Origin of the sequence: Acinetobacter sp. TY1 (assembly GCF_048551395.1) — a bacterium.
Classification (GTDB): Bacteria; Pseudomonadota; Gammaproteobacteria; order Pseudomonadales; family Moraxellaceae; genus Acinetobacter.
This window is the reverse complement of sequence record NZ_JBLYZK010000013.1, coordinates 1-14,918: the sequence shown is the minus strand read 5'-3', so window position 1 is coordinate 14,918 and position 14,918 is coordinate 1. Positions and strand designations below refer to the sequence as shown.

Annotated in this window: 14 protein-coding genes; 10 read left to right on the top strand and 4 right to left on the bottom strand. The window is 39.1% G+C overall.

What is annotated here, in order from left to right; translation table 11 throughout:
- Nucleotides 1-238 precede the first annotated feature (238 nt).
- The gene (locus tag ACK2M2_RS09470) at nt 239-982 is read right to left on the bottom strand and encodes a sporulation protein (protein ID WP_419347823.1); all 744 of its coding nucleotides are present in this window, start codon (nt 980-982) and stop codon (nt 239-241) included.
- A gap of 200 nt (nt 983-1,182) precedes the next feature.
- Nucleotides 1,183-1,647 (bottom strand): Lrp/AsnC ligand binding domain-containing protein, encoded by a 465-nt coding sequence (locus tag ACK2M2_RS09465; protein WP_409512241.1) that lies wholly within the window; start codon nt 1,645-1,647, stop codon nt 1,183-1,185.
- Nucleotides 1,648-1,785: 138 nt separating this feature from the next.
- On the opposite strand from ACK2M2_RS09465, the gene ACK2M2_RS09460 reads away from it, so the two are divergent.
- The 5 genes from ACK2M2_RS09460 to ACK2M2_RS09440 all read left to right on the top strand — a co-directional run bounded on the left by ACK2M2_RS09460 (nt 1,786) and on the right by ACK2M2_RS09440 (nt 7,597).
- Nucleotides 1,786-3,045 carry a D-amino acid dehydrogenase gene (locus ACK2M2_RS09460; protein WP_409512240.1) on the top strand — a complete coding sequence of 420 codons (1,260 nt, stop codon included), beginning with the start codon at nt 1,786-1,788 and terminating at the stop codon, nt 3,043-3,045.
- Between the two features lie 171 nt (nt 3,046-3,216).
- Nucleotides 3,217-4,323 carry an alanine racemase gene (gene alr, locus ACK2M2_RS09455; RefSeq protein WP_419347820.1) on the top strand — a complete coding sequence of 369 codons (1,107 nt, stop codon included), beginning with the start codon at nt 3,217-3,219 and terminating at the stop codon, nt 4,321-4,323.
- A gap of 88 nt (nt 4,324-4,411) precedes the next feature.
- On the top strand, nt 4,412-4,780 hold the full coding sequence (locus ACK2M2_RS09450) for a RidA family protein (protein ID WP_409512238.1): 369 nt from the start codon (nt 4,412-4,414) through the stop codon (nt 4,778-4,780).
- 140 nt (nt 4,781-4,920) lie between these two features.
- Nucleotides 4,921-6,345, top strand: a complete 1,425-nt coding sequence (locus ACK2M2_RS09445; protein ID WP_409512237.1) for an amino acid permease — start codon at nt 4,921-4,923, stop codon at nt 6,343-6,345.
- Between the two features lie 148 nt (nt 6,346-6,493).
- A complete protein-coding gene (locus ACK2M2_RS09440) occupies nt 6,494-7,597 on the top strand; it encodes an acyltransferase family protein (protein WP_419347815.1) in 1,104 nt (367 codons plus the stop codon).
- Between the two features lie 58 nt (nt 7,598-7,655).
- Here the strand turns inward: ACK2M2_RS09440 and hemJ are convergent, their stop codons facing one another.
- Both hemJ and ACK2M2_RS09430 read right to left on the bottom strand, forming a co-directional pair.
- Nucleotides 7,656-8,108 (bottom strand): protoporphyrinogen oxidase HemJ, encoded by a 453-nt coding sequence (hemJ, locus tag ACK2M2_RS09435; RefSeq protein ID WP_419347813.1) that lies wholly within the window; start codon nt 8,106-8,108, stop codon nt 7,656-7,658.
- Between the two features lie 79 nt (nt 8,109-8,187).
- A complete protein-coding gene (locus tag ACK2M2_RS09430; protein WP_409512233.1) occupies nt 8,188-9,417 on the bottom strand; it encodes a beta-ketoacyl synthase N-terminal-like domain-containing protein in 1,230 nt (409 codons plus the stop codon).
- 286 nt (nt 9,418-9,703) lie between these two features.
- Here ACK2M2_RS09430 and ACK2M2_RS09425 point away from each other — a divergent pair, with 286 nt between their 5' ends.
- The 5 genes from ACK2M2_RS09425 to ACK2M2_RS09405 all read left to right on the top strand — a co-directional run.
- Nucleotides 9,704-11,191, top strand: coding sequence for an EcsC family protein (locus ACK2M2_RS09425; protein ID WP_419347811.1), 1,488 nt, complete (start codon nt 9,704-9,706; stop codon nt 11,189-11,191).
- A gap of 147 nt (nt 11,192-11,338) precedes the next feature.
- On the top strand, nt 11,339-11,713 hold the full coding sequence (gene rpsL / locus ACK2M2_RS09420; protein ID WP_002050319.1) for a 30S ribosomal protein S12: 375 nt from the start codon (nt 11,339-11,341) through the stop codon (nt 11,711-11,713).
- 179 nt (nt 11,714-11,892) lie between these two features.
- Complete coding sequence (gene rpsG / locus ACK2M2_RS09415; RefSeq protein WP_409512231.1) at nt 11,893-12,363, top strand: 30S ribosomal protein S7; 471 nt, start codon at nt 11,893-11,895, stop codon at nt 12,361-12,363.
- 186 nt (nt 12,364-12,549) lie between these two features.
- Nucleotides 12,550-14,685 (top strand): elongation factor G, encoded by a 2,136-nt coding sequence (fusA, locus tag ACK2M2_RS09410; protein ID WP_409512281.1) that lies wholly within the window; start codon nt 12,550-12,552, stop codon nt 14,683-14,685.
- Nucleotides 14,686-14,778: 93 nt separating this feature from the next.
- On the top strand, nt 14,779-14,918 hold a 140-nt coding region (locus tag ACK2M2_RS09405; protein ID WP_409512859.1), incomplete at its 3' end, for a GTP-binding protein.

Genomic DNA, 14,918 nt, shown 5'->3' with positions numbered 1-14,918 from the left:
CCTAAAACCATTGTTATTTGCAGAAATCATTCACTTCCGTCAACTAATTCCAATCATCGCAGAAACATTTTTATCTAAAGTAGTCCTGCCTCGGACAAATGCGCATACCACGTATCCAAATTCTTCAAGTGGTAAAATATGATTTTAATAATACGACCTAACATTAGTTAGCTATTTACTATTACGATCATTTTAATCTCGTACAACCCATCTTTGAAAAAGAGGGGGTGTTTTTGAATTAAATACCCAATAGACCCTTAATCTCATGCGTAATATTGGCAAGATTTGCTTGGTTATGAGGAATGGTCATACTTTTAAAACCATCACCACGAAATTTACGATCCACTTCTAAAAGCACATGTGTTTGATGTTGTTCAGCGACAAATGAAACTTCAATTTCATTAATACCACTAAAAATTCCTTGTGGTTTAAATTCTAATTCTTGATAGCAACCAATTGTGGATTGATAATTATTGCCACGTAACGTACCTTTTTCCGTGTCTACGGTTGCAAGTTGATAGCCACATTGTTGCATCGCTTGAATGAAAGCCTGTTGTGTGGGTGTTGGTGAAATTTGTAAAAAATCTTTATCAGTCGCATCAAGTCCCCAGTCTACATCTAAATGCGTATGTAGCCAAACACGGCTTTTATTCTGACGACATTGTATTTCTGTAATCGGCGTTTCAAAAGGGAGCTGAATTGAAAATGGAAAATTATGTGATTGATTAGTTTGAAGCTCAAATGCACCACTAATATGCCACTGGGCAATATTAAGTGCAGTATTATGCTCAGAATCATTCGATTCAACTTCGGCAGTCGTCATCAACTGTAAATAGATACCATTGATGTTTTTATTCGATGAACCACCTCTAAATAGCACCTCACCTAAAAGATTTTGTCCTGCTTGTACATGAGAGTTATGTAGGCGAGTATCGACCTGAATGCCTTGAATTCCGAGGCTAGACATAATTCTGTTGAACATGATGTGTTTCCCAATGTTGATGGCTCTCAATATATGCAGATTCAAATGTGAAAATAGAGCTATGTCAATGTTATCATTGTGAAATAATTTATTAAAAATTAAAAAATATGACTAAAATTATCATTCGTCATTTTTAATTGTTGTTCATATTTCATGGAGTAAAACCAATTAAAGCGGTCTAAAAATTTAAATTAGAAAAACTACCTCACATCCAAATATAAAGATTCCTTGATTTCCTCCATCACAATATAACTATGAGATGAGGCAGAAGAAGGGAGTTTTTTTAATAAATCACCTAAAAGTCGACGATAAGCACTCATTTCCTTTAAACGTGCTTTGACCAAATAATCAAAATCACCTGAAATTAAATGGCACTCTTGTACCTCAGGAATTTCCATTAAGTCTTTAGCGACCTGTTCAAAGACATCCCCAGATTTTGCAGATAGGCTAATTTCTAAAAAAACCAATAAATTTCGATCTAAATGTTTAGGATTGAGCCGTGCGTGATAACCCATGATGATGCCTTCACGTTCTAAGCGTTTAACGCGTTCTGAACATGGTGTTGTCGATAAACTGACACGGGATGCCAACTCGCTAATTGCAATCCGACCTTCATTTTGTAGAATATCTAAAATCATCCGATCTATACGGTCTAACTTACGCATCAAGAAAATCCTTTTTTTCTTTAATTTGCACGATAAAAAATTAAAACACCTAAATTATAACCTTAAAAATAGTGAAATAAACTATTGAGGCAAAAATATACTAGTTAAATAAACTAGTAAATGTGTAAAGGATGAGACATGCGTGTAATTGTATTAGGTAGTGGTGTAATTGGTGTCGCAAGTGCATATTACCTCGCGCAGCAAGGAGCACAAGTTACAGTTTTAGACCGCCAAGCTGGGCCTGCAGAAGAAACAAGTTTTGGTAATGCAGGTCAAATTTCTCCTGGATACTCGACACCGTGGGCTGCGCCAGGGATTCCATTCAAGGCTGTAAAATGGATGTTCCAACATCATGCACCGCTTGCAATCAATATGGATGGTAGCATGTGGCAGTTACAGTGGATGGCACAAATGCTGAAAAACTGTAATGCACAAAGTTATGCGATCAACAAGGAACGTATGACTCGCGTTGCAGAATATAGCCGTGATTGTTTAAGAGAACTTCGTAAAGAAACAGGTATCCAATACGAAAACCGTTCAAAAGGTACTTTGCAAGTTTTCCGTAACGAAGCGCAGTTAGACATGGTGCAACGAGATATTGCGGTATTGAAAGAATGTGGCGTTCCACACGAATTATTATTGAAAGATGATTTAGCCAAAGTAGAACCTGCTTTGGAATATGCGAAAGATAAATTGGTCGGTGGTTTACATTTACCGAATGATGAAACGGGCGATTGTTACTTATTTACCAATGCTTTAGCAAATTTAGCGAAAGATTTAGGTGTTGAATTTAAGTTTAACCAAAATGTTGAAAAGCTTGTGGTTGAAGGCGATGAAATTAAAGGCGTGTTGGTCAATGGTGAAGTGCTGACAGCCGATCGTTATGTATTAGCATTTGGTAGTTATTCTCGTGATTTCTTAAAACCACTTGAATTAAACTTGCCTGTTTACCCTGTAAAAGGTTACTCCCTTACCATTCCTATTGTTGATGCAAATTTTGCACCGCAATCTACGGTACTTGATGAAACTTACAAAATTGCCATTACGCGTTTTGATCAACGTATCCGTGTTGGTGGCATGGCTGAATTGAGTGGATTTAACCACGGTTTAAATAAAGATCGTCGTGGCACTTTAGAAATGGTAACACAAGACTTATTCCCAGGTGGTGATTTGGCTCAAGCCTCTTTTTGGACAGGTTTACGTCCAATGACACCAGATAGTACGCCGATTATTGGTGCGACCAAGTTTAAAAACTTATTCCTCAATACAGGTCACGGAACTTTGGGTTGGACGATGGCATGTGGTTCGGGCAAGTTAATTAGTGATTTAGTTCTTAATCATAAAACGGACATTAGCACTGAAGGTCTATCTATTCAGCGTTATCCGTATGCTGCTTAACTTTGTTAAGCATCTCTCCCTAGCCCTCACTTGAGCTGAATTTTAAACTAGTACTTTGAAATTCGCTCAAGAGAGGGAATATTGATTAGAGAATCAGTGGGATAAGGCTTTGTGAATAAGGCCTAATCTATTTAAAAGTTAGGACATTGACCAATATTCAAGGACGAAACAATGCCAAGACCTATTCAGGCGGTTATCCATTTAGATGCATTACAGCACAATTTAAATATTGCACGACAAGCGACGCCACAGAGTAAAGTCTTTGCTGTGGTGAAAGCCAATGCTTATGGGCATGGCATCGAACGTGTTTATGATGCCTTTAAAACGGCGGATGGATTTGCGCTGCTGGATATCGCTGAAGCCATTCGTGTTCGAGATTTAGGTTGGGCAGGTCCAATTTTACTTTTAGAAGGCTTTTTTTCAGCCGAAGATCTGGTGGATTGTGAACAATATCGATTGAGTTTTAGTATTCACAATGAACAACAAGTAGAATGGCTTGAGCAATTTCAAGCGAAAAATAAAACTCAATTTGACGTTTTTCTCAAAATGAATACAGGGATGAACCGTTTAGGTTTCCAGCCTGAGATGTATCGAAATATTTGGCAAAGATTAAAGCAATCTGAGGCCGTAAAATCGATTACCCACATGATGCATTTTTCAGATGCTGATGGTGACCGTCTAGGTCAAGAGGGTATTCAATATCAACACACAGTATTTGAACAAACCATTCAAGGTTTGGATGGTGAGTGTTCAATTTCAAACAGCGCAGCTATTCTCCGTCATTCTAAAAAGTTACATTCAGACTATGTTCGTAGCGGCATTATGCTGTATGGTAGCTCTCCCGATTTTCCGACGCATAGCATTCAAGATTGGAATCTAAAACCGACGATGAGTTTGCGTAGTGAAATTATCGCTATTCAAGAAATACAAACCAACGATACTGTTGGTTATGGTTCAAAATTTACTGCAACACGCACAATGAAAGTTGGAATTGTTGCCTGTGGTTATGCCGATGGTTATCAACGTATTTCACACAATGCACCTGTGCTCGTAAATTCGATCCGTACACAAACGATTGGTCGTGTCAGCATGGATATGTTGGCGGTTGATCTTACAGATATTGAAGATGTACAGATTGGGGCTGAAGTTGTACTTTGGGGAAAATCCTCAACAGGAGCAGTTCTGTCTATAGATGATGTTGCTGAAAGCTCGGGTACGGTTGGATATGAGTTGATGTGCGGTATAACAACTCGTGTTCCATTTAAAATTTTGGAATAACAGTGACTTAAATATCAATTGTTATTCAAAAGATATAGATACTTTGGAAATAGTATCTTCTATAAACAACGATTTAAAGGAAATATTGATGTCAAATCAAACACATTCAGATATTCAAAATATTAACCCAACGCATGTAATGAGTGCGGCAACTGTCTTTAATAAAGTGGTGTATTTATCGGGTCAAGTGCCTAAAAATACTGATGCTGATATTACGGGACAGACTCAAGATATTCTAGCAACGATCGATCAGTTACTTGCGGAAGCGAATACGGATAAATCACGTTTATTGTCTGCGCATATTTATATTAAGAATCTTTCTGATTTTCAAACATTCAATACGGTATGGATTGATTGGATCAAAGACAGCGTGCCACCTGCACGTGCCACCATTCAAGCTGATTTAGTTAATCCAGATTGGCTGATCGAAATTGCAGTGACTGCTGCACAGCGCTAAACAGTAAAAGGTTAACGTGTAAAACCAACGAACCTTGTGTAAAGCAGAAGGTTCGTTTTGTTTGATTGAACCATAGAACGAGGATGTTCTTACGCCACAAGCGGGTTGAATCTCCCAAAGTTGTCAAAAAGGATATTTTAATGACAAATATAAGTCATCAAGAGGACGAACAATCGTCGCCACATGAGCTTCAGCGAAAACTATCCAATCGTCATTTACAGTTAATTGCGATTGGCGGTGCGATTGGTACAGGTCTATTTATGGGATCTGGAAAAACCATTTCTCTAGCAGGGCCATCAATCTTAATCATTTATATGATTATTGGTGCAATGTTCTTTTTCCTCATGCGTGCATTGGGGGAGATTTTACTTTCAAATTTACATTACAAATCCTTTATTGATATGGCACATGACCTTATTGGGCCAGGTGCTGGTTATTATATTGGGTGGTCATATTGGCTTGGTTGGATCCTTGTAGGTATCGCCGATCTTGCTGCAATTATCAATTATCTTAATTTTTGGCTACCCGAAGGAATGGCATTTACCCCAATGGGGCAAGCGCTAATAAGTGCAGGATGTGTATTGCTTGTTCTCGGAATTAATTTACTCACGGTCAAATTATTTGGTGAGATCGAGTTTTGGTTTGCCCTGATTAAAATTTTAGCCATCGTTGGTTTGATTTTAATTGGTGGCTATATGGTGATGACTCATTTTGTCGCACCGAGTGGTTCCGTTGCAAGCTTTAGCAATGTTTGGACAAATGGTGGCATGTTTCCAAAAGGAGGAATGGGCTTTTTAGCAGGTTTCCAAATTGCACTGTTTGCTTTTGTCGGCGTTGAACTGATTGGAACGATGGCTGCAGAAACTAAAGATCCTGAAAAGAACTTACCTAAAGCAGTTAATGCGATTCCAACACGAATTATTTTATTCTATGTTTTGGCATTATTTATTGTGATGTCAGTAACGCCTTGGACAGAAATTCCTGCCGATCAAAGTCCCTTTGTGACGCTGTTTATGCATGCAGGTATTGGTGGTGCAGCGCTGATTATGAATTTAGTTGTACTTTCTTCAGTGATGTCTTCAATGAACAGTGGCGTGTTTTCAACAAGTCGTATGTTGTTTGGTTTGGCAAAAGAAGGTCAAGCACCTGAAAAGTTGGCAGAATTATCGAGTCGTGCCGTTCCAGCAAAAGGTTTAATTTTCTCTTGTGGATTTATCATGGCAGGTGCTGCCTTACAGTACTTCGTACCGAATACTGTGGAAGCATTTACCTTGGCAAGCTCGCTTTGTGTGATTTTATTTATTAGTATTTGGGGACTTATTATGGTGTGTTATTTACGCTATCGTAAGTTACGTCCTCAATTACATGAAAGCTCTAATTTCAAAATGCCAGGTGGTATTTGGATGTCTTATACTGTCCTGATCTTTCTTGCTTCAATGCTCGTTGTGTTGAGCCTAGAAGCAGACACATTTAGAGCATTACTCATTAGTCCTTTATGGATCATTATTTTAACAACAACCTATTATTTCGTATATAAACCACGAATGGCTAACCGGAAGAAATAACTCACTATTAAGCCTAGGCAATAGTGAGTTATTTTGCAGGAGATATGTTTTCATATCTCCTGTTTTTTTTACAAATTGTTCAAAATATAGTTTTGAAATTAAAATAAAAATAGCTTTCAATATCAGGCTGGAAAAACAGAATACTAATATGCGAAATTATAAGATCGATGTTTTACGTGGTATTTCAATTCTTTTGGTACTTATTCACCATTTTAATATTCCGTACAAATTGCATGACACTCTTTTAGGTGTGCACGTTTTTGGAGAAAGCCTAAGTACTTTGATTGCCCGCAATGGCAACTATGGCGTAACGATGTTTTTTGTCATTTCAGGCTTTCTCATTACCCAACATACTTTACAACGAAGTCGTTCACTTGCCGATATCAAGCTCAAAGACTTCTATATTCGTCGTATTGCTCGCATTATGCCTTGTTTAGTCTTACTGGTAGCAATGGTCACTATACTAGGTGCTATGGGTTTAAAACCCTTTATCAATCAAGCACCAAATGATATTGAAGTATCTTATGGCTTAACGATTTTTGCAGCCTTCACCTTTTGGATGAATATCCTGATCATTGAAAATGGCTGGGTGAATTACGCACTTGGCGTATTGTGGTCGTTATCGGTTGAAGAGATTTTTTATCTTGCTTTTCCAGTTTTGTGTGTATTACTTGGTCGAGGCAAAGGCTTCATTCTATTCTTATTTGTCATTATTTGTTATGCACCATATTTCAGATCTTTACATTTTAGTGAAGAAAGTGGGGCGTATTTATATCATTATTTTTCAAGTTTTGATGGAATTGCAATTGGTTGTTTAACGGCTTTAATTGTGCAGAATTTTAAAATTAATTCATCAGCTATAAAAGTCATCGTTCCAGTCGTTTCAGTGTTAATGATTGGACTATATTTATATGCACCTATCAAAGAAGTCAGCACATGGGGAATCAGTGCGTTTGCATTATTTTCTGCAATTTTAATTTTTTGTTTTGCGCAAAATCCACAAGTGCATGGACAATCATTCATTACAAAAATCATGGTGTGGATTGGTCAGCGCAGTTATGAAATGTATTTATTTCATTTGATTATTTTGGGTTTGATGAAGGTTTTTTACTTTCCAAAAGAAACGTTGCCTATTGAAAAATTGATACTTTTACCAATTTATTTTATTGCGGTGTTTATCTTGAGTTGGGCGATCGAAAAGTATTATTCAACACCGTTGAATTTGAAAATTCGTCATACATTAATCAGGTAAATAAAAAAACCTCCATTTCGGAGGTTCTCTAATTTAGTACATTAATTTAATGAGCATATTAAAACGTCGGTTTAACCACCACCAAAATCACTACTGCAAATAAAATCAGTGTTGGCATTTCATTGAAAAAGCGCCAAAATTTATGCGACTTGTAGTGTGCATTGCCAATCAACTTTTGACGGTAGTAACCACATACAAAATGATAAATCACCAATAGTCCAACTAGACCTACTTTGAGATAAAACCAAGTTGCTTCATGATAATGCCGTGTTGCATCACCCCAATCGACAAGGAAGTGCGCTGTAATGAGTGTTGCGATCATTGCAGGCATCATAATGCCACGATACAACTTACGTTCCATGACTTCAAAGCGTTGATGACTAATAGCATCATCACTCATAGCATGGTAGACATAAAGACGAGGAAGATAGAATAGGGCAGCAAACCAACAAACAACTGCAATAATATGAAGTGCTTTTACCCAAAGGAAAGCATCTGAAGGAGCATCCATCTATTTACCCTTAAAAGGGCAGTGTGTGGAAAGTTGATCATTCACCATCAATGTTGATGAATGATCAAAAATTCTGAACTTAGCCTGCCCATTTTTTGAAAATAAGGCATGCATTTACACCGCCAAAACCGAAACTATTACTCATTACAGTATTCAATTTTGCGTCACGTTTTTCAAGTACGATGTCATAACCTTTTGCACCTTCATCAAGTTCAGTTACGTTGATGTTTGGCGCAATGAAGTCATTTTGCATCATTAAAATAGAATAAATCGCTTCTTGAACACCTGCAGCACCTAGGCTGTGACCCGTCATAGACTTAGTCGAGCTAAATGCGGGCACTTGACCTTCACCAAATGCGCGTTCCATTGCTTTAAGCTCAGTGATGTCACCTGCAGGCGTTGATGTACCATGCGTATTTACATAGTCAATTTGATCAACACCATGCTGTTTTGCTTCTTCTAAAGCCATAAGGATACAACGTGTTGCGCCTTCACCTGATGGTGCAACCATGTCAGCACCATCTGAGTTAGCAGCATAGCCTACTACTTCAGCTAAAATATTTGCACCACGTGCTTGTGCATGCTCAAGTGATTCAAGAACAACAAAACCACCACCGCCAGCAATCACGAAACCATCACGGTCAGCAGAGTAAGGACGTGAAGCTGTTTCAGGTGTTTCGTTATATTTAGAACATAACGCACCCATTGCATCAAACAATAAGCTTTGTGACCAATGATCTTCTTCACCACCACCAGCAAGCATTAAATCTTGCTTGCCGAGTTGAATCAGATTGTATGCATAACCAATGGCATCGGCAGACGTTGCACAAGCACTGGTAATTGAATGTGCGACACCTTGTAATTTGAATGCGACACCGACATTTGCTGTAATAGTATTGGACATATTACGTGGCACGAAGAATGGACCAACTTTACGTGCGCCTTTGGTATTGAGTAATTCATTCATCTCAATAACAGATGCTGTTGAACCACCACCTGAACCACCTGCAATACCGTAACGAGGATTGCCACCAATTTGCTCAGCAGTTAAGCCAGCATGTTCAACGGCTGCCAAAGCAGAGTTGTAAGCATACATGGCACATACGCCCATAAAGCGTTTGAGTTTACGGTCAATGCCATCAAAATTTTGTTCAGCGGCTGCGCTTACATGACTTTTAAAATTAAGTTCTTCGTAAGTTGAATTATGACGTGTTCCTGAAATACCGTTTTCTAAAGAATTTTGAACAGCTTCTAATGTATTACCGATACATGAGTTGATACCCATACCCGTGATCACAACACGTTTCATCTACAGTTCCCTTTATGGTGATGGTGCAGTATCTGACTGACATAGATCCGTTATATAGAAAATATATTGCTTGACTATTGATCGGCAGATACTAATTTGAAATTATGCTCATCATAACAGAAAGAATTTTGAATTCTTATGGCAAATCCGTGCCTCTGCTTGAAAAGCAACAATGGCGAATTTGTTCACCTATATGACACTAAAAATTACAGTTTAAAGTTGTGTTAAATCAAGACTACACCTAGTATCAAGGACAATTATAGAGAACAAGGATAATGGGGGATAAATGACAAATTCTGATCACAAACAATCACGCAGTTTAATCTCTAATGTATTTGGAGTGGCTAAAAAGCTCAGTGCGACAGGCTTAAGTGTTATGAATCATGTCGCACCTGGAACTGTTTCTAAGCTGACACAGGCACCTGAGGCATCACAAGTGATACAAGGTTCAGCCCGAACAAAGGGTGTGTTTGAAAAAAAACAATATGACAATCCGCAACAAATGATGCGTGAACATTTACCGAAAGTTTCAAGCCAACTGCTTGGAAGACACTACAAAAAAATGAATCAGGTGGTTTCATTTATTTCACCCGATTTAAACGACAAACTTTCCGATTATGTTTTTGATAAACTCAATGATGCTGTTTCACAGCTCACCTCAGTGGAAGGTTTACTCAAAGAAGTTGGGGCAAAAAGTTTAGAGGAATTGGCGAAAGACCCTGAACGTGCAGCACGGATTAGTCAGGCATTGGCAAATCAAAATAAAATCATTGCTGCATTACAAGGTGCAGTAACAGGCTCAACAGGTGTTATTGGTGCAGCATTAGATGTACCGACATCACTTGCACTTGCGCTCCGTAGTATTTATCACACAGGTCGTGCTTACGGTTTTGAGTTGAAAGTTGAAGATCAAAACATTGTTGAATATATTTTTAAACAACTCGATTTAGGCACAGTTGCAGAAAAACAGGCTTTACTTGCTACTTTGAGAACACTGAGCCAAGTCGCTCAAACACATAATATGAGTCAGCTGCAACAATTACTTGGTTCGAGTAATGACACTGAAATGCTGAAAAAAATGCTTACCAACGATGATGGTAGCTTTAAATGGGCATGGATGAATAATATCCCTCAAATGGGTTTTATTTCTCGCCTGACACCATTAGCGAGCATTGGCATCAGTGCTATATATAGTTGGAAATTGGTTGATGATGCAACAGACCATGCCAAAGTTGTTTTTCATGGCGCACGCCAATATATATTACAACATCCTGAAAATGATTTAGATGCATTGACGGCGTATGAGAGGTTTTTAGCTCAAGCACCTGTTTTGTTACTTGATGCATCCAATACATTAGCCGAAGATGCAGTGGATGCTGCCCCTGAAAATGATGCTATACAGCCGATTTCAGATGTTCAAGTTGCACCAAAAACTAAGGGGGAAGCTGTCCCATTAGTTGATGTATTGAATGAGAATGAAGCAACGCCAAAAAAAGTGACTGAAAAAGTACAGCAAGATGAGGAGCTCATTGTTGAGCCTGATGTGAAAGTACCTTTAGAAAACTCAACAATAGATACAATAGCGCAAAACAATACTGAGCCATCTCTTGATTCAGCTGACATGAAGTCTAAACCTCTGGCAACAGAACAAGTACAGATTGAAGGCGAAAATACAAAAAAGCCAACTGAGAAGAAGCGTACAATACGTAAAACAGCAGTTAAAAATGAAGAGCCACTCAGCTCAAAAGAAGATACTTCTCAGCCGAACGATTAAAAATGACTGAAAAAAGTCATGAAATATGTAAATGGTTGGTATTTGGCGTATTGCCGAATATTGACCATTTTCACTTCATGGAATACAATTGCGTGCCCTTAAAAAGTAGTATTTTTTTGGGTTTTTATTTAACGGGAGATTTGCCAAATGGCAACAACAAATCAGTTGATCCGTAAGGGTCGCACAACTTTGGTTGAAAAATCAAAAGTTCCTGCGTTGAAGGCTTGTCCACAACGTCGTGGTGTTTGTACACGTGTTTACACAACTACACCTAAAAAACCTAACTCAGCAATGCGTAAAGTTTGCCGTGTTCGCTTAACTTCAGGTTTTGAAGTTTCTAGCTATATCGGTGGTGAAGGCCATAACCTACAAGAGCACAGTGTTGTTCTTATCCGTGGTGGTCGTGTTAAAGATTTACCAGGTGTTCGTTACCATACCGTTCGTGGTTCTTTAGACTGTGCTGGCGTGAAAGATCGTAACCAGTCACGTTCTAAATACGGTACTAAACGTCCTAAGAAATAATTCTTTTAAGAATTATTTTTAAGATGTAGAACCGCAATCCTTTATCGTCTCGCTTGTCTGATTTCTGCATTTAATTTTGTGAAATTCAAGCGACGTGTAGTAAGGCCAGCGAAAGGTGCATGACACTTTGCACTAATGCTGGATAAACCTGAAGTGTCATATTTATTAGGTAGTTTAAAATGCCAAGACGTCGCGTAGTTGCTGCTCGTGAAATCCTTCCGGATCCGAAGTTCAGTAGCCAAACAATCGCTAAATTCATGAACCACGTAATGCAAGATGGTAAAAAATCTATTGCTGAAAGTATCGTTTACGGTGCTTTAGACCGCGTTCAAGAAAAATCTAAAGTTGACCCAGTTGAATTTTTCGAGACTACTCTTGAAAAAGTTCGTCCTATGGTCGAAGTAAAAGCACGCCGTGTTGGTGGTGCTACATACCAAGTACCTATGGAAGTACGCCCATCCCGTCGTACTGCCTTGGCTATGCGTTGGTTAGTAGATGCTGCTGCTAAGCGTTCTGAAAAAACTATGGCGTTACGTCTTGCTGGTGAGTTGCTTGATGCAGCTGAAGGTAAAGGCTCAGCGATCAAAAAACGTGAAGATGTGCACCGTATGGCTGAAGCTAACAAAGCCTTCTCTCACTACCGCTTCTAAGCGGTTAAAACAGTCCTTAATCAGGAGAATACTCATGCGTATTGCAGCTCGATTTAACATCGCACTCTTCCAAAGCGGGGGATGGGCGGGTATTTAAGTTGCCCATTACGTCTGAGTATCCGTACGCATCAATACTCTATTGATGCGTACTGTTTTAAACAACAAAATTTAGGAATGCAAGAAATCATGGCACGTCAAACCCCAATTTCTCGTTATCGTAACATTGGTATTTCTGCGCACATTGATGCCGGTAAAACTACAACAACTGAACGTATCTTGTTCTACACAGGTGTATCTCACAAAATTGGTGAAGTACATGATGGTGCAGCAACAATGGACTGGATGGAGCAAGAGCAAGAACGTGGTATTACAATCACTTCAGCTGCTACGACTACATTCTGGTCAGGTATGTCTAAGCAATTTCCTGAACACCGTATCAACGTAATTGATACACCGGGACACGTAGACTTCACAATCGAAGTTGAACGTTCTATGCGTGTTCTTGATGGTGCATGTATGGTTTACTGTGCTGTAGGTGGTGTTCAACCTCAGTCTGAAACTGTATGGCGTCAAGCAAACAAATACCAAGTACCGCGTTTAGCATTCGTGAACAAGATGGACCGTACAGGTGCAAACTTCTTCCGTGTTGTTGAACAAATGCGTACTCGTTTGGGTGCTTCTCCTGTACCAATCGTAATTCCTGTTGGCGCTGAAGATAACTTCCAAGGCGTGATCGACTTAATCGAAATGAAAGCGATCATTTGGGATGAAAAATCTCAAGGTATGGAATTCGAATACGGTGAAATTCCAGCTGATCTTCAAGCAAGTGCTGAAGAATGGCGTACAAACATGGTTGAAGCAGCAGCTGAAGCATCTGAAGAACTGATGGACAAATACCTTGAAGAAGGTGAGTTGTCTAAAGAAGAAATCGTTGCTGGTATTCGTACCCAAACTCTTGCTGGTTTAATTCAACCAATGCTTTGTGGTACAGCGTTCAAAAACAAAGGTGTTCAACGTATGTTGGATGCTGTAATTGAATTCTTACCATCACCTACAGAAGTTAAAGCGATTGAAGGTGTACTTGACGATAAAGCTGAAACTAAAGCGACTCGTGAAGCATCTGATGAGCAACCGTTCTCTGCACTTGCGTTCAAAATCATGAATGACAAATTCGTAGGTAACTTGACTTTCGTACGTGTTTATTCTGGTGTTCTTAAGCAAGGTGACTCGGTTTTCAACCCTGTTAAATCTAAGCGTGAACGTATTGGCCGTATCGTGCAAATGCACGCAAACGATCGTCAAGACGTTGAAGAAATCCGCGCTGGTGATATCGCTGCATGTGTAGGTCTTAAAGACGTTACTACTGGTGATACGCTTTGTGATGAAAAACACGTTATTACACTTGAACGTATGGAATTCCCAGAGCCAGTTATTGCATTGGCTGTGGAACCAAAAACTAAAGCTGACCAAGAAAAAATGTCAATTGCTTTAGGTCGTTTGGCTAAAGAAGATCCATCATTCCGTGTACGTACTGACGAAGAGTCAGGTCAAACAATTATTGCTGGTATGGGTGAACTTCACCTTGACATCATTGTTGACCGTATGAAGCGTGAATTCGGTGTTGAAGCAAACATTGGTAAACCAATGGTTTCTTACCGTGAAACGATTAAAAAGACTGTTGAACAAGAAGGTAAATTTGTTCGTCAGACTGGTGGTAAAGGTAAATTCGGTCACGTATACGTACGTCTTGAGCCGATGGAAGCTGATGCTGAAAAAGACTATCAATTCGTTGAAGAAGTTGTTGGCGGCGTAGTACCTAAAGAATTCTTTGGTGCGGTTGACAAAGGTATTCAAGAACGTATGAAGAATGGTGTACTTGCTGGTTACCCTGTTGTGGGTATCAAAGCGACATTGTTTGATGGTTCTTACCATGATGTCGATTCGGACGAATTATCGTTCAAAATGGCGGGTTCTTATGCCTTCCGTGATGGTTTCATGAAAGCGGATCCTATCCTTCTTGAACCAATCATGAAAGTTGAAGTAGAAACTCCAGAAGACTACATGGGCGATATCATGGGTGACTTAAACCGTCGTCGTGGTATGGTTCAAGGTATGGAAGATCTTCCTGGTGGTACTAAAGCGATTAAAGCTGAAGTTCCATTGGCTGAGATGTTCGGTTACGCAACTTCTATGCGTTCTATGTCTCAAGGTCGTGCGACATATTCTATGGAATTCTCTAAATATGCTGAAACTCCACGTAACGTGGCTGAAGGCATCATTTCTAAATTCCAGTCAGGCGGTAAAAAAGGTGACGACGAGTAATCTTTCGATTACTATAAGTCCAAACTAATACATAGTTAAAACTCAAGTACTCATGCAGTGACCCTGTATGAGTAGTTAAAAAAGGAAGCTCTCATGGCTAAGGCTAAGTTTGAACGTAATAAGCCACACGTAAACGTGGGTACAATTGGTCACGTCGACCATGGTAAAACAACTTTAACAGCTGCAATTGCAACTGTTTGTGCTAAACAGTTCGGTGGCGAAGCAAAAGATTA

What these genes read in the sequence shown, in the direction of transcription:
- ACK2M2_RS09470 (WP_419347823.1), bottom strand. Translation starts at nt 982, where the DNA reads ATGTTCAACAGAATTATGTCTAGCCTCGGAATTCAAGGCATTCAGGTC.
- ACK2M2_RS09465 (WP_409512241.1), bottom strand. Translation starts at nt 1,647, where the DNA reads ATGCGTAAGTTAGACCGTATAGATCGGATGATTTTAGATATTCTACAA.
- ACK2M2_RS09460 (WP_409512240.1), top strand. Translation starts at nt 1,786, where the DNA reads ATGCGTGTAATTGTATTAGGTAGTGGTGTAATTGGTGTCGCAAGTGCA.
- alr (WP_419347820.1), top strand. Translation starts at nt 3,217, where the DNA reads ATGCCAAGACCTATTCAGGCGGTTATCCATTTAGATGCATTACAGCAC.
- ACK2M2_RS09450 (WP_409512238.1), top strand. Translation starts at nt 4,412, where the DNA reads ATGTCAAATCAAACACATTCAGATATTCAAAATATTAACCCAACGCAT.
- ACK2M2_RS09445 (WP_409512237.1), top strand. Translation starts at nt 4,921, where the DNA reads ATGACAAATATAAGTCATCAAGAGGACGAACAATCGTCGCCACATGAG.
- ACK2M2_RS09440 (WP_419347815.1), top strand. Translation starts at nt 6,494, where the DNA reads ATGCGAAATTATAAGATCGATGTTTTACGTGGTATTTCAATTCTTTTG.
- hemJ (WP_419347813.1), bottom strand. Translation starts at nt 8,108, where the DNA reads ATGGATGCTCCTTCAGATGCTTTCCTTTGGGTAAAAGCACTTCATATT.
- ACK2M2_RS09430 (WP_409512233.1), bottom strand. Translation starts at nt 9,417, where the DNA reads ATGAAACGTGTTGTGATCACGGGTATGGGTATCAACTCATGTATCGGT.
- ACK2M2_RS09425 (WP_419347811.1), top strand. Translation starts at nt 9,704, where the DNA reads ATGACAAATTCTGATCACAAACAATCACGCAGTTTAATCTCTAATGTA.
- rpsL (WP_002050319.1), top strand. Translation starts at nt 11,339, where the DNA reads ATGGCAACAACAAATCAGTTGATCCGTAAGGGTCGCACAACTTTGGTT.
- rpsG (WP_409512231.1), top strand. Translation starts at nt 11,893, where the DNA reads ATGCCAAGACGTCGCGTAGTTGCTGCTCGTGAAATCCTTCCGGATCCG.
- fusA (WP_409512281.1), top strand. Translation starts at nt 12,550, where the DNA reads ATGGCACGTCAAACCCCAATTTCTCGTTATCGTAACATTGGTATTTCT.